The organism is Pseudomonas lactucae (assembly GCF_036688725.1).
In the GTDB taxonomy this organism is placed as follows: Bacteria; Pseudomonadota; Gammaproteobacteria; order Pseudomonadales; family Pseudomonadaceae; genus Aquipseudomonas; species Aquipseudomonas lactucae.
The window spans coordinates 16,909-35,487 of the sequence record NZ_JAQQPT010000034.1; the positions used below are offsets into that span (position 1 = coordinate 16,909).

The following is an 18,579-nucleotide window of genomic DNA, read 5'->3' on the forward strand; positions in this document are numbered from 1 at the left end:
GCTTATTCCCAGTTGCCCAGGTCGGCGCTGTAGCCTTCGCCACCGGGTTGGCCGTCCTGGCCGTAGAAGATCAGGTCGAACGCGCCGTGCTCACCGGGGAAGCGATAGCCGAAGGCATGACCGAACGGGTCCTTGAGGTCCGATGGCTTGGCGTACGGCCCGGCCCAGCCGGCGCTGTTGCCGGGCTTGTCGACCAGTTGTTGCAGGGTTTTGGGCGGCGAGCCGACATCAAGTCCGTAGCTTTCGATCTTCATACTCAGGCTGGCCAGTTGCGCCTTGCCTGCGCCGTACTTGCCCTTGTCCACATTGCCGCCGACCTGGCGCACAACGATGGTCGCGACGATGCCCAACAGGACGATCACCGCGAGCATTTCCAGCAGGGTAAAACCGCCCTGGCGGCGGGCGGGCTTGAATCGGGTCTGACGCATCGGTTTGCTTCCTCAAGGGTTCATATATTGCTGGTCAGGCTCATCAGCGGCAGCATGATCGCCAGCATGATCACCGCCACCAGCACCGCCATGACCACGGTCAGGGACGGCACCAGCGCGGCGAGCAGGCGATCGATGCCGCGCTTGGCTTGGACGTCGAACACCTCGGCGACCTTGAGCAGCATGCTGTCCAGTTCACCGGCCTGTTCGCCGACTTCAATCATTTGCAGGGCCAGGTCCGGCAGCAGTGGCTCGCTGCCGAAGGCGCTGGCCAGGGTGCCGCCGCCCTTGACCGCTTCGGCGGCCTGCGCGACCTGCGCTTGCAGGGCGCGGTTGGTGCAGACCTGCCGCGCGATGACCAGCGCTTGCAGCAGGGCCACGCCGTTGCTGAGCAAGGTGCCCAGGGTGCGCGCCAGGCGGGCGGCCTCAACGCGTTGCAACAGCGGGCCGATTACACGAATGCCCAGCACGCGTCGGTCATAACGTTCACGCCGCCGGGGATCACGCAGGCGCGCGGCGAGGGTCCAGACGGTCACGATCAGCCCGGCCAACACCGCCAGGCCATAAGCACCGAGGAACTGCCCCAGTCCCAGGATCACTTCGGTGATCAGCGGGATCGGCACCCCCAGGTCCTTGAAGATCGGCACGAACTGCGGCACCACGTAGGCCAGCAACAGCGCCAGGGAACCGAGCACGCCCACGACCAGAAACGCCGGGTAGATCAACGCATTGATCACTTCGCCTCTGAGTAGTTGGCTGCGCTCCAGGTAGTCGCTGAGCTGGCGCAGGGTGTTTTCCAGGGCGCCGCCCGCTTCGCCGGCTCGCACCATGCTCAGGTACAGCGGCGAGAATTGGCTGCCCTCCTCTTCCAGCGCCTTGGACAAGGGCTGGCCCGCCTTGACCTGTTCGCGGATGCGCTCGATCAACGCACGGGTCTGCGGCTGGCCGGGCTGTTTGAGCAGGATACCGAGGGAGCGCTCCAACGGTTGGCCGGCCCCCAGCAGGGTCGCCAGTTGCTGGGTGAAGCTGACCAACGCCGCGCCGTTCAACTGGCCGCGCCCAAAGGCCTTGCGCAGCCCCTGGGCGCCAGCCACATCGATGTGCAATAACAACAAACCGCGCTTGTGCAGCGCGGCGACGGCGGCGTCCTGGTCCCTGGCTTCGAGGGTGCCGTTTTGCGGTTGGCCCTGGCTGTCTAGGGCGCGGTACTTGTACAGGCTCATGCGCCCTCACCCCGGGTGACGCGCAGCACTTCTTCGAGCGAGGTAACGCCGGCCACCGCCTGGCGCAGACCCTCTTCATGCAAGGTGCGCAGGCCGCCACGGCGGGCGGCCTGTTCGAGTGTGGCGGCATCGGCCTGACGCATCAGCAAGCTACGCAGTTCGTCGTTCATCACCAGCAATTCGGTGATCGCGCTGCGCCCGTGATAACCGCCACCCGGCGCATCCGCGCGCGGGCGGTAGAGCAGGATCGGGCGCTGGTCGGTAAAGCGATCCAGGCCGTGTTCGGCGATCAATTGCGGCGGTGCTTCAAAGGCTTCACGGGTGGCCGGGTCGAGGCGGCGCACCAGGCGCTGGGCGAGGATGCCGTTGACCGTCGAGGCAATCAGGTAGCTTTCCACACCCATGTCCAGCAGGCGCGTGATACTCGCTGCCGCGCTGTTGGTGTGCAGAGTCGAGAGCACCAGGTGCCCGGTCAACGAAGACTGGATAGCGATGCGGCAGGTTTCCAGGTCGCGGATTTCACCGATCATGATCACGTCCGGGTCCTGGCGCACGATGGAACGCAGCGCGCCGGCGAAGTCCAGGCCGATGGCCGGTTTGACCTGGATCTGGTTGATGCCTTCGAGCTGGTATTCCACCGGGTCTTCGACGGTGATGATCTTGCGCTCGGCGGTATTGAGGCGCGACAGCGCGGTGTACAGCGTGGTGGTCTTGCCCGAACCGGTGGGGCCGGTGACCAGCAGGATGCCGTGGGGGCGTTCGAGCACTTCGAGGAAGGTTTCCAGGCGCTGGCCGTCGAAGCCCAGGTTCTGGAAATCGAACTGCACGGTCTGGCGGTCGAGCAAACGCATCACCACCGACTCGCCAAAACTGGTCGGTACCGTGGACACGCGCAGGTCCAGCTCCTTGCCCTGGATGCGCAGCATGATGCGCCCGTCCTGGGGCAAGCGCCGCTCGGCGATGTCCAGCCGCGCCATGATCTTCACCCGCGAAATCACCGCCGCCGACGAACTGGACGGCGGCGCCTCGGCCTCGTGCAGCACGCCGTCGATGCGGTAGCGCACCTTGAGCTGGTTTTCGAAGGGCTCGATATGAATGTCCGAGGCGCGATGTTCCACCGCGCGCTGCAGGATCAGGTTGACCAGGCGAATCACCGGCGCTTCGGAGGCCATGTCCTTGAGGTGTTCGATGTCTTCCAGCGCACCGCCCTGCTCGTCGAGGTTCTCGATCAGGGTGCCCATGGCCGAGCGGCCCTGGCCGTAGTAACGCTCGATCAGGGTTTCGACTTCGTTGCGCGGGCCCACCGCCAGCCACACCGGCACGCCGCAGGCATAGGCCATGGCCTGGAACGGATAGACCAACGCCGGGTTGGCCGCCAGCACGCGCAACCCGCCCTGGCTCCAGCCCACCGGCACCACCTGATAGTGGCGCATGAAACGTTCGGTCAAGGCCGGCAGCGGGTCCAGCAACGGCGGCGCGGCCTCCGCCAATAACAGCGGCGCGCCGAGCAGATCGGCCCAGGCGCGGGCCAGTTCCACCTCGGAGACCAGCCCCAGGCGGGTCAACAGGCCCAGCAATTCGCTGTCGCCCGACTCCTGGGACAAGCGCCGGGCGCGTTCCAGGTCAACGGTTTTCAAGCCGGCGTGTTGCATCAGCCACGCGCAGACCTGTTCGGTGTGCGGGATCTGCAGTTGGCAGGCATCGATGGGCGTTGAGGGGCTGGGCATGGGTGACTATCTGAGGGGCTATGTTCTAAAGACGGTGGAAAACCCATGTGGGAGGGGCCTAGTTCGAGGTCTTCGGCGCAGCCTGACTGCCATTCAACGGCCGGCCGCCCTTGGTGGTTTCAGCCTTCTGTTTTTTCGCGGCCTTGGCATCCTGGGTCTGGGTCAAAACCGTGGAATCGGTGGCGCCGGACTTGGCGTCCGCGTCGGTGGCTTCAGCCGCCATGGCTGCGCCACTCAATGCAACGCCCAGCACAAAACCGGCACCCAACAGGGAAATCTTCATGAACATTCTCCAGATAAAAAACAACGGACCGCTCAAGTAGCGCCCTGAATTCGTTCAAGACCCTACACCAAAGCGATGTGTATGACAGCTTGTATAAAACATGGCCTTTTAGAACTACCGAGCGGGGCCATTCATTTGCCATGCCACCCTGAATTTTCTTAAACCAATCGACCAGTAGGTTTAACTCAAGTTCAAAATCGTAATGAAATATTTCTTATTTCACGCAAAAATTAGCTTTTGTTTGACTTATAACCGCAAGAATTGCCTTAATTATGGCGTTTTCGCGGTTCAAAATGCCATCTCGTGATATCGCCAAGACATCACCCACAAGAATAATTAATACAATTATTAAACTTTTATAACTGCAAAACCCGCCCAGTAATTGCAATTAGCCATCGGTTAAACATTGCGATCAAGGCGAACTATTGCCCACGAAAAAGTGACGAGCGCCGTCCCATTTTTCAACGAAGAGTTGTCGGAGAAACCCATGAGTAAACGCAAGATGATCGGTGCACAGTCGGCATTCGCCCTGCTGGCCCTCGCCGTGGCTCAAGTGCACGCGGCCACCAGCCCTGCGCTGGATGAAGGCCGGGTAAGCCGCGCGGAAAAAGCCGCGGACAAGACCTTGGCGAAGATGACCCTGGAAGAAAAACTCGCCTACATCGGCGGCACCGGTGGTTGGGACGTCAAGCCACTGAGCCAATACGGCATCCCGCAGATCCACGGCGCCGATGGCGGCGTCGGCGTGCGCTACACCAGCGAAGGCAACGAGCAGGGCGTGGTGTACCCGTCGGGCCCGAACCTGGCGGCCAGCTGGAACCCGCGCCGCGCCATCGACCTGGGCCGCGCCCTGGGTTATGACACCGCCAGCGGCGGGTATCAGTTCGTCACCGGCCCCGGCGTGAACCTGTACCGCATGCCGTACAGCGGCCGTGCGTTCGAATACCTGTCCGGTGAAGACCCGTTCCTCGGCGCCAGCCTGGGGCCGGCGGTGATCAATGGTATCCAGTCGCGCGGGGTGTGGGCCAATGCCAAGCACTACGCGGCCAACGACCAGGAAAGCAACCGCTTCCACCTCGATGAAAGCATCAGCGAACGGGTGCTGCGCGAAATGACCCTGCCACCGTTCGAGTCCGCCTCGAAGAACAGCAAGGTCGCGATGATGATGTGCGCCTTCCAGAAGGTGAACGGCGAATTCGCCTGCGAAAACTCGCACCTGATCCACGACATCCTGAAGACCGAGTGGGGCTACCCAGGCTTCGTGCAGAGCGACTACAACGCGGTGGTCAACGGCTTGCCGGCGGCACAGGCCGGCACCGACCTGGACATGATGGGCTACCAGATGAACAGCACGGTGCTCAAGCCGTACCTGGACAGCGGCGAGCTGAGCAGCGCGACCCTTGACGACAAGGTGCGCCGCATCCTCAAGCAGATCTACCTGTACAAGTTCGACAGCAAGGCGCCGTTGACCCGCCACAACATGAACAGCGCCACCAGCAACCGCGTGGCCCTGAACGCGGCGCGCGAAGGCATCGTGCTGCTGAAGAACCAGAACAACCTATTGCCGCTGGACGCCAAGCAGGTCAAGACCATCGCGGTGGTCGGCAACCTGGCCAAGTACGCCCCGCCGACTGGTTTCGGCAGCGCGAACGTGATGGCGGCCCACTACATCAGCGAGCTGAGCGGCCTGCAGCAATTGGCGCCGGAGGCCAAGGTCGAGTTTATCGACGGATTGTCCCTGGACCCGGCCACCTCCAGCTGGACCCATGCCGACAGCAATGGCAACCGTGTCAAAGGCTTGAAGACCGAGTTCTTCAGCAACAGCAACTGGTCGGGTGACCCGGCCGCCAGCCGCACCGATAACCATGTCGACCTCGACTGGTCCACCGACAGCCTGCCGGTGAACGGCGACACCGCCGCCACCTCGATCCGCTACAGCGGGCAGATCACCCCGACAGTCAGCGGAGAGCAGGTGTTCAAGGTGCGCGCCGACGGTGCCGTGCGCCTCTACGTCAACGGCCAGAAAGTCCTCGACAACGGCGACGGCAAGCCACTGCCCAACAACAGCATCCCGCCGACCATCCCGGTGTTTGCCAAGGTCAAGCTGGAAGCCGGCAAACCGGTGGATATCAAGCTGGAATACTCGCGCCGCAACGGCTACCTCTCGACCATGGGCGGCCTGGTGGGCGTGCAGATGAGCTGGGCGTCACTGGTTGCGCCGCAGGACCTGGCCAAGTACGACGCCGTGCTGGTGGCCGCGGGCAACAGCAGTGAGTACGAAGGTGAAGGCTTCGACCACAGCTTCGACCTGCCGGAATTCCAGGGCCAGTTGATCCAGAGCATCGCCAAGGTCAACCCCCACACCATCGTCACCCTGCACGGCGGCACCGGGTTGAAGATGAGCGACTGGATCGACCAGGTGCCGGCCGCGCTGCATGCGTTCTACCCAGGGCAGAACGGCGGCCAGGCGTTGGCGGAGATCCTGCTGGGCAAGGTCAACCCGTCGGCCAAGTTGCCGATCAGCATTGAGCGCAACATCGAAGACAACCCGATCTACGCGACCTTCCCGACATTCGACAATCAGGAAACCCTGGCCACGATGAGCTACAAGGACGACCTGTTCCTGGGCTATCGCGGTTACGAGAAAAAAGGCATCAAGCCGCTCTACCCGTTCGGCTACGGCTTGTCGTACACCACCTTCGGCTACAGCAACATCAGTGTGACCCCTGGGGTCGCGGTGGCGGGCGCACCGATCAAGGTGTCGTTCGACCTGGCCAACACCGGCAAGGTGGCGGGCGCCGAGGTCGCCGAACTGTACGTGGGCCAGAACGCGCCGAAAGTCGAGCGCGCGCTCAAGGAACTCAAGGGCTACAAGAAGGTGTTCCTCAAGCCTGGCGAGAGCAAGCGCGTGACCATCGAGCTCAACGATCGCTCGCTGGCCTACTACGACGTCAAGAGCAAGCAATGGGTGGTGGACGCCGACAGCTTCACCCTGTCGGTGGGCGCGTCGTCCCAGGACATTCGCCTGAACGCCAAGCTGGTCAACCCGTTCCGCCAGGAACTGTCGACCACCACCAGCAACCCATTGCCGCGCTCGGCCCTCAATTCGACCCTGCGGGAGTCGACGGTCAAGACCGGCGGCGTACTGCATCAGGATGAAAGTGACAGTGGCACCAGTGACGGTGACGGTTACGACAGCAACCAAGGCAGCGCTACCGGTAACTGATACCGGCGCGGTTCAGTGTGGGAGGGGCGGTGCGACGATTCGACTTGCCCCTCCCACATTTTGATCGCGTTCGGCTCAGGTTCTGATCGCCGCTTCGACCCGCGCAAGGTAGGTATCGAAGCGCGCCACCAGGTCCACCTGTTCCGGAAAACGCAGCCACTGGATCTGCAGGCCATCCATCATGGCCAGGATTTCTTCCACCAGCCCGGCGATGTCCACATCGCCGCGCACCTCCCCCGCCGCGACCAGTTCGGCGAACTGCCCCTGCATGCGTTGGTGAATCGCCGCGTAGCGCGCCTGGAACCAACTCCACGCCGGATGGGTATCCAACAGGCTCTCCGCATTCAAAATACTGAAAGCCCGCACCACACCCGGTGCAGTGGCATTGGAACGATTGATCGCCCGCAGGCTGCCGAGCAAACCGTTGAGGGATTTCTCTGCGCGCACTTCATCGGCAATCCGTTGGTTGACTTCATCGCGGCGCTGCAACACGCCCATCAACAGCGAGATCTTACTGGGGAAATGATGCAGCAACCCAGCCACGGAAATGCCGACGATCCCCGCAACCTGAGCCATTGAAGCGCCGCCGTAGCCTTCCAGGGAAAACACCTGCAAGGCTGCGTCCAGTAGCTCTTCGCGGCGCTTTTCACCCTTTGGGGCGCGGCGGGTCTTGGGGGTGGGCTCAATCATGGAAAAGTCCTTTCAGGCAGGCGTGCACCGTATCCAAAATAACCTTTGGCCGCAAATGGACCCAGCGCCATCGAGATTACATTCGCACATGTTTTCTTTGGAATCTTTCCGCGTTCCGGACGAATCAACAGTCAGAGATCTAACCAACGCATCAAGGAGAAACGCCATGATATCTGTCAGCCCATTCACCAACAGCGCGCCCCTGCCCGTGATCCCATCGGATGAGAACCTTGACAGTGCTGATCGCCCGCAACGCCTGTCCAGAAGTCGCCGCAACGTCGGTGAGCCGGGCAGATACTGGCCACAGCACAGCACCGTCAAGCTTCACGTTTTTGACCATGACCTCGACTCCCCCCAGGTGCAGGCGATCACAAAAGCCGCCAGTGAATGGCTGCCCCACATCAACCTGAAATTCGAATTCGTTGCCAGCGCAGATGACGCGGACGTTCTTGTCGACCTGGATGAAGCCGATGGCCATGGCGCTTCAGCGGTGGGCACCCAGGCACGCGAGATCAGACGAGATTACCCTTACTCGCCAACCATGGCCCTGCCAAGAGACCATACGACCGCTTCATTTGCATACGTTGTACTGCACGAATTCGGGCATATGCTGGGCGCCCGTCACGCTCATCAACATCCCGACGCGAATATCCCGTGGAACAGAGCCAACCTGGACCAGCAATTCGCCCGGTCCATGTTGGAGCGCAACTTCCTCCCCCTGCCTCGCAGCGATACCTATGACTTTTTGCCTTACGACCCGGATTCGATCATGCACTATTCCATCGCCCCCTCATGGACCACGGACACTACCTTTCACTCAAGAAACTCAATCCTCAGCGCAGGCGATATCGCCTGGGCGAACAAGGCCTATCCCAAAGCACCCCATTCACCCTGAACCCGCGCGGGACTCAGGCCCGCGATCACACCATCGGCCACCATCAGGTCGTTGTGTATATTTCTTATCGACGTCAACCAAGCCACAATCGAGGGTATCCGCCGCACACGATGCCTCTTTGATATCATCCCTGCATTCAGACTGAAAGCGTCAACATGGAGAACACACAATATGGACTTTCCCCTACCTCACCAACTCATCCTGTTTGGGCCACCCGGGACCAGCAAGAGTTATCTGGCGCGCAATGACAAAGCCTTGCAAGCGGGTGCAGGACATCACGACATCGTGTCAGTGACGTTTCACCCCGACTATAGTTACGGTGAGTTCGTGGCGCGTTTGCTACCACTCACACAAGCGAAAGTCATTACTTACGACATGTATTCCGGACCTTTCCTGCGTGCCCTGGCCAGTGCCTACGGCTATTGGGCTGACCACGTTGAGGGCCAACCCGTCCAGAATGTGGTGCTCTTGATCGACGAGATCAATCGGGGTAACTGTGCGGAAATCTTCGGCGACGTATTCCAATTGCTTGATCGTGCGGACGACGGTTGGTCCAGCTATGAAATCAGCGTTTCCGACCTGACGATCAAGGCGCTCGATGCCGAGCTGGAACGGTTTGAGTTGGTCCGCGCCCAACTGCCCAAACATCTGCAAGCATCGCTGAACGACCGATGCCTGAAGCTGCCGCCCAACCTGTTTCTCATCGCAACCATGAATACCAGCGATGAATCGGTGTTCTTCATGGATTCAGCGTTCAAACGCCGCTGGAATTTCGAGTTCTGTCCGGCAGGCTTCAAAGGGGTCCCCAAGGAACAGGCTGCGGCTACAGTCACGGAGTCTCCCGATCGTGACTGGGAAACCGTTCTGAACGCGCTGAACGCTTTTATTCTGGCGGAGTGTCCGTCGCGCAACATGGACGATAAGTTGATCGGCCCCTGGTTTATCAAGGCCAAGCCGAAAATCGATAAAACCCTGGGCATCACGCACAAAGCGAAGATAGATGAGTTAGCAACGCTCGCCCAAGGCGTCACAGTTTCAAACAAAGGCAGAGACTGCAGCAATGCCTTTGACACAGAACTGGCCAAATTTGCCAACTCGTTGGAGGCGCCGGTACGGGATCGGATTTTTGCCTTTGCCCAGTACGACAAAGCGGCCAAGTCCAATAAAATCAAGGCTATCGACTGCGATAAAATATATTTCTACTATTTTTCAAAAGACCACAAACACGGCAGCGGCAATGTGATCGAGACGTTCCTTGAAGGACTCGGCAAACTCTGCTCGCAAGCGAGTACCCATGCCGTCAGCCGGTCCGACATCCACGGCAAACTCCTCCTCTTCCTGTGGGATAGCGTATTCGAGCGCGATAAAAGCCCATTGGCGAAAAAGCTGAAAGTTCCTGTGAGCGAGCTTAGAACCTTCGGCCAATTCGTGGAAAAGGCCGACGACTTTATCGGGCGACTGTGTGACGGCGAAAAAGCACCGCAGGCGACTGTTGTTTCTAAAACATCCGCATTGGTCTAGGCCTCGACCATGCTGATACATGACGTAGTCGTGCAAGAGTGCGAAAAAGGTGCCGTGGGGCTCTTCGCGCAAGATAACGGCAGCTACTTGTTAAAGGTGCCTTTTGGGATGGGGGGCATGGCGCCCGCTGAAGCCTTGGCTGTGCTGTATAAAAGTTTCTCGATATTTCGCCGCACCCACCACTCTCATACATTGCTGGCCAAACTGGATGGCCTGGAAAGCCATTCAACGCAGGGGTTGGATGACAGCGAAGGTGGCACGTCATTCTGCGATGCGTTGGGGCTGGACGAGTTGTTCGAACGCGCCGATCCCTTGCACCTGCTATCGCTGTGCGAACGGCGCGCACAGCAACCATGGAACGTATCAAGGCAGCTGGAACGACATCTGCACCTGGCCTTGTATGACAACAGCGGCGCTCCCTACCTTGAACGAGCACCCGGGTCCAGACGCGAGACACTTCGTGGCTCGTCCGATATCGTGGGTTTGTATTGCCTCATTGCCGAGGACTTTTACCTGCGGTTTCTCGACGTCGAACCGGTTCGCGTCTGGGGCAACTTCTCGGCAGATGTTCAAGCGATGGCAGCAAACTTCAGACATCGTTACCTGGCGGCCAATGACTCACTGTATGGGGAGGATCCACAGCAATGTCTACGCACCCGTCAACATCTGCAATACCTGTTGCGCGAAATCAACCGCAGCACCTCACTGCGCAACAGCGATTATCGACGCCTGCATGAAACGCTGGACCGCTACCTGCACGGTGGGCGTACCACAGAACAACATCAGGGGCAGGTATGGGGCGTCAATAACTTCTGGGCCGTATGGGAATCGGTTTGTCTGCATCATGCGGCAGGCAGCCGTGGTCTGGAGAGCTTTTTGACCTGCGAATTCGAACACATGCCAGCGGTCCTTTCTTCCCCCGAGCTGACAAACCGCTGGCTGAAATACCGCGCAGCGCTATACCACCACAACGGCCTGGAGCGACGCCCGGATCTGGTGTTGAATACCCAATCACAGGTCAAAGTCATCGACTTCAAGTATTACCGTACCCCTCCTGCCCAGCGCTATACACAGAACCTGGACGCAGAACTCGTCAGGCTGGAAAAAGACTTCCGGAATTTGGAGATCTACGGTCTGCTGACACACAACTACCTTCTACGGGAAACAGGCCAGGGTACCAAGAAAATCGCTTTGGAGTTCTGGCTGCCGGGGCGTGAAGAGCAACACACTCCCATCGTTCACGAGCCCGCCTGGATGCATCCTATCGCGGTGGTCCGGTTATGTACGCCCCAGGTGATGCGAGACTACAGCCAACTGTACAACGTCCATGGTCTGTAGCCTCGCAGCTCAAAAGTCGACGGTGGCCGACAGCAAATAAGTACGCGGTGTCGACAAGGTCAGCCCCGGCTCGCTGTCATCCGACGCACCGGCCGAGCTCCAGTAGCGTTTATCGGCGAGGTTCTCCACATTCGCGCGCAGGGTGACGTGCTTGTCATCCACCTTGAAGGCATAGCGAGCGCCGACGTCGAGGCGGTTCCACCCGTCGATTTTCTTGACGTTGGACTGGTCCAGATACTGCGAGCTTGAGTGGATGCCACGGCTGGTCAGGGTCAGGCCTTCGAGGGTAGGCACGTCCCATTCGGCGCCGAGGTTGACGTTGTACTCCGGCGTGGCCGGGGCACGGTTGCCGTCGAAGGTGCCGTTGGTGGTGTCCTTGAGCTTGCTGTCGATGTACATCACACCGCCGAGCAAGCGCACGCCCTTGAGCGGTTCGCCGAACACACTCAGCTCCGCACCGGTGTTCTGGCGCTTGCCGTTGGGTCCGAACACCCGCGAGGTGGCGTTGGTTTCATACGCCGGTTGCTTGATGCGGAACACCGCGGCGGTCACGGCGAAGGCACCGGCGTCGTACTTGGCGCCCACTTCGACCTGGCGGCTGATAAACGGCGGGAAGATCTGGTCTTCGTTGATCGACGTGGACGGTGCGATCTTGCCCTGGCTCAAGCCTTCCATGTAGTTGGCGTACAACGACAGCTTGTCGGTGGCCTTGAACAGCAGACCGCCGGAGGGTGAGACCTTTTCTTCGTCGTAGTTGGTGTCGCCCTTGATGCCGTCGCTCCAGTCGTCGACGACGACGCGCTGCCAGCGCGCGCCAAGGGTGAGCAGCAAGCGGTCATCGAAGAAGCCCAGGGTGTCGGACAGCGCCACGCCGCTGAATTTATTCTCGGTGTACACCTTCGCATCCTGGCGCGTGGCCACAGATGGCGTCGGGGTCTGCACGGGGTTGTAGAGGTTGCTCGACGCGTTCGCATAACGCGCACCGCCGTTGGTGAAGTCCATATAGAAGTAGCTGGCGGCCAGGTTGACCTCATGGCTCACCGGCCCGGTATGAAACCAGTTGCGCACGCCGGCCGTGGCGGTACGCACGTTCTCATCGCGGGTGAAATCGCGGGGCTGCACGCTGAATGCGCCCGCGGCATTGGTCACCGATACGGCATGGCGCAGGAAGTCGTGGTCACTTTTGCGCGCGCCAACGCCGCCGTAGAGCATCACCGAGTCGCTGAGGTCATATTCGGCATTCACCGTGCCGAAGGTGTCCTGGGTGCGCGCCTTGCTCCAGGACTGCGCGTAGTTGCGGCGCACATCGTTGGCGCTCGGCACCGGCGCGGCAGCGGCGACCTGCACACGCTCCTGGGGCGCATCGGTGTCACGCTCGGTGCGGCCGATGTCGGTGGAAAGGCGCAGGCGCTCGCCACGAAAATCCAGGCCCAGCACGGCCATCTCGCGATCGACGCTCTGGTGATCCCATTCGGTGTCGCCTGACTGCTTCACGCCGTTGAAACGCAGGCCGAACTGGTTGTCTTCGCCAAAGCGCCGGCCAACGTCCACCGCGCCGCCCGCCTGGCTGTCGGAGGCCCAGGTGCCGGTGAACGAGGTGATGTCCTTGTCGGTGGCGCGCTTGGGCACCACGTTGATCCCACCGCCCACGCTGCCACGCGGCGAGATACCGTTGATCAACTGGGTGGGGCCTTTGAAGATGTCGACGCGGTCAGCCATTTCCATGTCAATGGTGTAGGTCGGCAGCACGCCGTAGAGACCGTTGTACGACACATCGCTGTTGAACAGGCTGAAGCCGCGAATGGTGAACTGCTCATAGCGCCCACCGGCCGGGTTGGTGGCGCGCACCGACGGGTCGCTGGCGATCAGGTCGCCCAGCGTACGCGCCTGCTGGTTTTTTACCGCATCCGCCGTGTAGGTGGTCATGCTGAACGGCGTTTCCATGAAGTCTCGCGTGCCCAGCAAACCTTGCGAGCCACGGCGCGCCACTTGGCCACCGGCATAGGTATCGCCGTCGTACAGGCCGGTGGTGCCGAGGATCGAGGTCGGCGCCAGTTCCAGGCTGCCGCCTTCCGGCACCGGCACCAGCATGTAGGCTTGCGCGCCCATGGGTTGCAATTGCAGGCCGGAGCCTTGCAGCAAGCGCGCGAAGCCCTCTTCCACGCCGTATTCACCGGACAGGCCGCTGCTGCTGCGCCCGCTGACCAGCGCCGGGTCCACCGACAGGTTGACCCCCGACAGCCCGGCAAAACGGGTCAATGCCGCGCTCAGGCTGCCGGCCGGCACCTGGTAGCTGCGCCGGGCGTTGCTGTCTTCGGCAAAGCTTACGGGGACGAACAGCGGGCTGGCGCCGAGGCTCAGCATCAGGCTCAGTTTGAGCAACGGGCGCAAGCGCGAGGGGACGATGACGGGCATGGGAGAAGGCTCTCGATTTAATTCACTTGCCTGGAATGACAGGCGAGATGAACAAAAGGGACAGGCGTTTTGAGCGAACGCTTATGTATCGTTTTTTTAACAAAGAAACTCTGTAACAAAACTCTGGTCGAGTGGTGTAGGCCTTTTAAATTCACTTCACGGTGAGCGTTATGAAACCACTGTCCCGCCTCGCTGCAGCGCCTGCACCGGACCCGCTGGATGAGCTGGTCATGCACGATTTTGCAAACTGCCGCGCTGTCGAAACAGGCGCGGTTTTCATCATTGCTTCCGGCCCATCGGCAAGGTCATTTCCCCTGGAGGACTTTGCGCACGTGCCGATGATCACCATGAACGGCGCCATTTCGAAATTTTTGAACACGGCCGTCAAACCATGTTTTTACGCCTGTACGGATAGAAGCTTTTCCCTGCAACAGCCGGCGCTATTCAACTACGCCATGGCCAACAGTCAGCGAGTCGCGCTGTGGGAAGACCATTTGCGTATATCGCGTATAAAGCCCGCCGGCGAGTTTTATCCGCTATCCAAGGCTGAACGACCGTCCTGGCTCGATGCGGTACTGGGCAGACACGAAGCGCTGGTCGCTGATCATTCGTTACTGCCCCTGCGCAAAAGGCCGGTAGGGTTCAGCAAGGACATGGGCGAAGGCTTTTTTGATGCGCGAACGGTGGCGTATCTGGCGGTCCAGCTGGCATTCCATATGGGTTTCTCCACGGTGTTTCTGGTCGGCGTCGACCTGGATGAAAAATCCGCACGCTTTTATGAAAACGATACCGTCGCCAGATCGCCCTGCGGGCTTGATCAGCACTTTTACACGCGCATACTGCCGTCGTTCGAACTGATGGCCGAGAAGATCGTGGGCGATGATTTCCGGGTGTACAACCTGTCCGCGTGCTCGAGGCTTCCGCAGAGTGTTGTGCCGAAGGTGACGCTGGCGGAGGTTGAAATGATGCTTAAATAGGCGCGGCCATGGCGCGCCCGTCTCGTCAGAGCGCAGACGATCAATGTTTGGTCCATATTGAAGCACTCATGACTTAATCCCACCGACAAGAATCAACTGGCAGGATCCATGGCTAAACCGCAAAGACATTCCCGCTATGCACTCTGTTTGTTGACTTTCACCGCAGTGTGCATGCCAATCCATGCATCGACCTGGCAAGTGTGCAATATGGAACTGCGCATCACCGATGTCTTGAAGAATCCGTATCCGCAACTGCGGGCTCAGGTCCTGAAAGTAATCCCGACATCGCTTACCGCAGAATGTCCAGACGCGGGGGCCATTCTTACGTTTACGCCAGAGACCACGGACTATCAACGTCAGCTCCCACGCCGCCAGTGGCCCAATAAGGGACAGTCTGTGCGTCTGAACTACCGGTATCTGGATGGCGTGTGTAAAGGCGATGGTCATAGTTATGAATGCCGTATCAAGCACTACCCACTCGTCGCTCCTTGACTGGCAGGCATTTTTTCAATGCCTTTGAGATCAGGTTTGACCGGATCGATCCAGGCGTGACGCTGCGACGTCGGCTGGCGTTACCTGGACAGGTAGTCGGCCACGAGCTTGTCCAAAAACACGAACAGCTTCTGGTTCATCTCGGCATAATCGTTTTCCCGTAATGCGGCGGGCTGCTGGACAAAACGCCGATCGGTCAATGTCGCCAGCTCCGCTTCTGATGCCTGGATGAGCAGCTCCACAACGTCTTTTGTGAGTTCCATGTGGCACTGAAAGCCATAGACCAGTGGGCTGTACTCAACGATCTGACGTGGGCAGCCTTCGCTGCGAGCAATGATCCTGGCTTCTGTGGTGAGACCAGGCATGTCGTTGTGCCAATGGCCGACATCCAGGGTTTTGCCGAAGTGAGAAAACTTCGGGTTCGCCAAGCCTTCCTCGGTCAGGTGAATAGGAAATTTGCCGATTTCTTTCTCTGGGCTGTGTGCAAACGTCGCCTGCAGCGCTTCGCCGATCAGCTGCGAACCCAGGCAAACACCCACCACGGCCTTCCCGCCGCTGATGGCTTTGTTGATCAGCTCGCGCTCGGCCACTGCATTGAAGTGAGGGCATTGCTCAAGCGACGTGCCAGGGGCCTGGGGGCCGCCCAGCACGACCAGCAGATCGAACGCAGCAGCGTCGTCCGGCAGGGCATCATATTGGTAGACGCGCGAATAGCTTGCTCGATAACCCCGCGCGGTTACCCAGTCCTCAAACGCGCCGGGGGCTTCAAAGGACTCATGCATCACGAAATGGACTTTCACTGTTTTACCCTAGGTTGCGCAACGGTGGATTCAAGGTGACTGCCTTTTCGCAATCACCCTATGGGCTTAAGCAGCGGCTCAGTCTGTCAGCGCGTCCAGCAGTGCTTTCAGGTAAGCGCTACCCGAAGCATCGAGCGCTTGAAGTGGCAGGCGCGGCGCGCCGACGTCCAGCCCCTGAAGCTTCAAACCCGCCTTGATCGTCGTGGGCAGGCCACGACGCGTGATGTATTCCAGCAGTTCGTACTGGCGATAAAACAAGGCACGCGCTTGTGCCATCTGGCCGGCCTGAACAGCCTCCCAAAGCGCCAGGTTCAGTTGCGCAATAAGGTTGGGCGCCGCGGTACACCAGCCCGTGGCACCGGCCACCAAGGCCTCCAGGGTCAACGGATTGCAGCCGTTGTAGAAGGCCACCTTGCCCTCCGTCGCGGTGTACAGGCGGTGCATGCGCTGAATGTCACCGGTGCTCTCCTTGACCATGGTGACGTTCTTCACGTCGCGCAGAATTCGCAGGATCAGATCGACCGACAGGTCAGTGCCACTGGTGCCCGGGTTGTTGTAGAGCATGATCGGAATGTTGATGGCCGTACCGACAGCCTGGTAGTGATCGACGATTTCCGCGTCAGTCAATTTCCAGTAAGAGACTGGAAGCACCATCACAGCAGTCGCACCACAGGATTCAGCCAGTTGGGCACGCTGTACGGTGCGCGCCGTGGTCAGGTCGGAAACGCTGACCACCGTCGGTACTCGACCGGCAATTTTCTCCTGGCTGAAACGGACCACCGCCTCCCATTCCTGATCGCAAAGATAAGCGCCCTCCCCGGTGCTGCCCAAGGGAGCGATGGCGTGCACGCCGGAGGCGATCAGCTTGTCGATCGATTGCCCCAGGGCCGCCAGGTCCAGTGAACCGTCTGCCGCGAATGGGGTGATGGTGTAGCCGATAACGCCACGAATACTAGAAGTAGACATACAAGGCACCTTTGCGATTTTTAGAGTGTAGAGACGGTCAGGCCAGGCAGTCGCCATGGGTACGCAGCGCACGCCGTGCGTAGTAACTGAAGGCGGCGCCGTGGCGTTTCGGGGTGGAGATCCAGTCGTGAGCTTCCTTGCCCAACGCTTCGGGAATGGGGCGAATCTCTCCTGCGCTCATGGCGAGCAACTGCATCCTGGCCGCACGTTCAAACAGCAGGGCAAGCACACAGGCTTCTTCGATCGAGCCGCCTGCGATCAGCAAGCCGTGGTGAGAGAGCAGGATGGCGCGCTTGTCACCGATCGCCTTGGCAATGATCTCGCCTTCTTCATTGCCCACCGGAACACCCGGCCACTCCTTGAGAAAGGCGCAGTCGTCGAACAGCGGGCAGATGTCCATGTGGGAGACAGCAAGCGGCACTTCCAGCATCGACAGCGTGGCGCTGTGCAACGGGTGCGTATGGATGATGCAGTTCACATCCGGACGAGCCCTGTAGAGCCAGCTGTGAAAGCGATTGGCCGGATTCGCCATGCCTTGGCCTTTGAGTACTTTGAGGTCTTCATCAACCACCAGCAGGTTCGCCCCGCTGATCTCGTCGAAACCCAGGCCCAGACGCTGCGTATAATAGGTGCCCGGCGTTTCGGCGCGTGCGGTGATTTGCCCGGCCAGCCCGGAATCATGACCGCCGTCAAAAAGAATGCGGCAAGTGAGTGCAAGCTTCTGTCTCGGGGTATATTCGTTGTCGATCAGCGCAGTCACCATTTGCTTCTCGGCGAGGGTGACGAGCTGATCCTTCGGGGTCTGCATGGTCGTGGTCACGGTCTGTACCTGCTCGAAAATCGTTCAAGTTGCCAAGGAGCCGCTGCAACGGCTCTCAAGGACACAAATCGATATTAATGACACGTTGTGTCATTATCAAGCCAAGTGTCATTATTTCTCAAGGAACAGCGTTGGATGGCGGTACAGCTGAGAATTTTGCGCAAGAAGATGGGGATCACCCTGGAGCAGTTGGCCGGGCTGACCGGATTGACCAAGAGCTACCTGTCAAAGGTGGAGCGCGGTGTGAGTTCGCCCTCCATTGCGGTGGCGCTCAAATTGGCCAAGGCCTTGAATGCCCAGGCCGAAGAATTGTTCAGCACCGAAGCGGTGCCTGCCGAAGGCTACAGCCTGGTCCGACGCCAGCAGCGCGAAGCCAATGATGGCGCTGCACCCGTGGCTCACGTGCCGTTGGCGCGCCATATCGGTCAGCGGGCGTTGTTGCCATTTCTGGTCTACCCGCCCCGCTCGTTCGGCCAGTCCGCCTTCAAGGAACACCTGGGGGAAGAGTTCATCTATGTAGTCCGTGGTCGTGTTGAAGTGGATTTCGGTGACGAACGGCAGACGCTGGATGAAGGCGACGCCCTGCATTTCAATGCGCAGAAATCTCACCGCTTGCGCACGGTTTCTGACGAACAGGCAGAGTTGCTGGTTGTGGTTCATAGCGCGGATTAGGGCCGCTGCGTCTTTTTGGTGATGCTTGCGAGCACTTCAGGCGTAAATAAAAACGGGCGTCCTGTGCGGGGCGCCCGTTTTTTTTCAACGTTGCATGTCGCGACGT

The 18,579-nt window shown here is 59.9% G+C and carries 16 protein-coding genes; 7 read left to right on the top strand and 9 right to left on the bottom strand.

Translation table 11 applies throughout. The annotated features are described in order from the left end of the window. Positions 1–2 precede the first annotated feature (2 nt). The 4 genes from gspG to V6M90_RS28805 are packed head-to-tail and all read right to left on the bottom strand — an operon-like array spanning position 3 to position 3,661. A complete protein-coding gene (gene gspG / locus V6M90_RS28790; RefSeq protein WP_003174957.1) occupies positions 3–428 on the bottom strand; it encodes a type II secretion system major pseudopilin GspG in 426 nt (141 codons plus the stop codon). A 20-nt stretch (positions 429–448) separates the two neighbouring features. Continuing rightward, the gene (gene gspF / locus V6M90_RS28795; protein ID WP_003174958.1) at positions 449–1,651 is read right to left on the bottom strand and encodes a type II secretion system inner membrane protein GspF; all 1,203 of its coding nucleotides are present in this window, start codon (positions 1,649–1,651) and stop codon (positions 449–451) included. Continuing rightward, a complete protein-coding gene (gspE, locus tag V6M90_RS28800; protein WP_332847602.1) occupies positions 1,648–3,378 on the bottom strand; it encodes a type II secretion system ATPase GspE in 1,731 nt (576 codons plus the stop codon). The genes gspF and gspE overlap by 4 nt, the downstream gene beginning before the upstream one ends. Before the next feature lie 58 nt (positions 3,379–3,436). Then, the gene (locus V6M90_RS28805; protein WP_042944985.1) at positions 3,437–3,661 is read right to left on the bottom strand and encodes a hypothetical protein; all 225 of its coding nucleotides are present in this window, start codon (positions 3,659–3,661) and stop codon (positions 3,437–3,439) included. 487 nt (positions 3,662–4,148) lie between these two features. On the opposite strand from V6M90_RS28805, the gene V6M90_RS28810 reads away from it, so the two are divergent. Continuing rightward, positions 4,149–6,887, top strand: a complete 2,739-nt coding sequence (locus V6M90_RS28810) for a beta-glucosidase (RefSeq protein WP_332847603.1) — start codon at positions 4,149–4,151, stop codon at positions 6,885–6,887. Positions 6,888–6,962: 75 nt separating this feature from the next. Here V6M90_RS28810 and V6M90_RS28815 read toward each other — a convergent pair whose 3' ends face one another. Beyond that, on the bottom strand, positions 6,963–7,577 hold the full coding sequence (locus V6M90_RS28815; protein WP_003174962.1) for a TetR/AcrR family transcriptional regulator: 615 nt from the start codon (positions 7,575–7,577) through the stop codon (positions 6,963–6,965). Between V6M90_RS28815 and V6M90_RS28820 the strand changes: the two genes are divergently transcribed. From V6M90_RS28820 to V6M90_RS28830, 3 genes are all read left to right on the top strand, one after another. Next, the gene (locus V6M90_RS28820) at positions 7,576–8,472 is read left to right on the top strand and encodes a M12 family metallopeptidase (protein WP_332847604.1); all 897 of its coding nucleotides are present in this window, start codon (positions 7,576–7,578) and stop codon (positions 8,470–8,472) included. The two genes, V6M90_RS28815 and V6M90_RS28820, sit on opposite strands and share 2 nt — an antisense overlap. A 171-nt stretch (positions 8,473–8,643) precedes the next feature. Then, on the top strand, positions 8,644–9,993 hold the full coding sequence (locus tag V6M90_RS28825; protein WP_332847605.1) for an McrB family protein: 1,350 nt from the start codon (positions 8,644–8,646) through the stop codon (positions 9,991–9,993). Positions 9,994–10,002: 9 nt separating this feature from the next. Beyond that, positions 10,003–11,331, top strand: coding sequence for a hypothetical protein (locus V6M90_RS28830; protein ID WP_332847606.1), 1,329 nt, complete (start codon positions 10,003–10,005; stop codon positions 11,329–11,331). Positions 11,332–11,340: 9 nt separating this feature from the next. Here the strand turns inward: V6M90_RS28830 and V6M90_RS28835 are convergent, their stop codons facing one another. Continuing rightward, a complete protein-coding gene (locus V6M90_RS28835; RefSeq protein WP_141063191.1) occupies positions 11,341–13,746 on the bottom strand; it encodes a TonB-dependent siderophore receptor in 2,406 nt (801 codons plus the stop codon). A gap of 170 nt (positions 13,747–13,916) precedes the next feature. Between V6M90_RS28835 and V6M90_RS28840 the strand changes: the two genes are divergently transcribed. Then, a complete protein-coding gene (locus V6M90_RS28840; RefSeq protein WP_408637346.1) occupies positions 13,917–14,723 on the top strand; it encodes a lipopolysaccharide biosynthesis protein in 807 nt (268 codons plus the stop codon). A gap of 207 nt (positions 14,724–14,930) precedes the next feature. Further along, on the top strand, positions 14,931–15,215 hold the full coding sequence (locus tag V6M90_RS28845; protein ID WP_332847607.1) for a hypothetical protein: 285 nt from the start codon (positions 14,931–14,933) through the stop codon (positions 15,213–15,215). An 80-nt stretch (positions 15,216–15,295) separates the two neighbouring features. Here V6M90_RS28845 and V6M90_RS28850 read toward each other — a convergent pair whose 3' ends face one another. From V6M90_RS28850 to V6M90_RS28860, 3 genes are all read right to left on the bottom strand, one after another. Continuing rightward, positions 15,296–16,015, bottom strand: coding sequence for a type 1 glutamine amidotransferase (locus tag V6M90_RS28850; protein ID WP_332847608.1), 720 nt, complete (start codon positions 16,013–16,015; stop codon positions 15,296–15,298). A gap of 78 nt (positions 16,016–16,093) precedes the next feature. Further along, complete coding sequence (locus tag V6M90_RS28855) at positions 16,094–16,981, bottom strand: dihydrodipicolinate synthase family protein (RefSeq protein WP_003174968.1); 888 nt, start codon at positions 16,979–16,981, stop codon at positions 16,094–16,096. 37 nt (positions 16,982–17,018) lie between these two features. Beyond that, positions 17,019–17,801 (bottom strand): aldolase, encoded by a 783-nt coding sequence (locus tag V6M90_RS28860; RefSeq protein WP_003174970.1) that lies wholly within the window; start codon positions 17,799–17,801, stop codon positions 17,019–17,021. Between the two features lie 135 nt (positions 17,802–17,936). On the opposite strand from V6M90_RS28860, the gene V6M90_RS28865 reads away from it, so the two are divergent. Further along, a complete protein-coding gene (locus tag V6M90_RS28865) occupies positions 17,937–18,473 on the top strand; it encodes a helix-turn-helix domain-containing protein (RefSeq protein WP_141063192.1) in 537 nt (178 codons plus the stop codon). Positions 18,474–18,579: the final 106 nt, after the last annotated feature.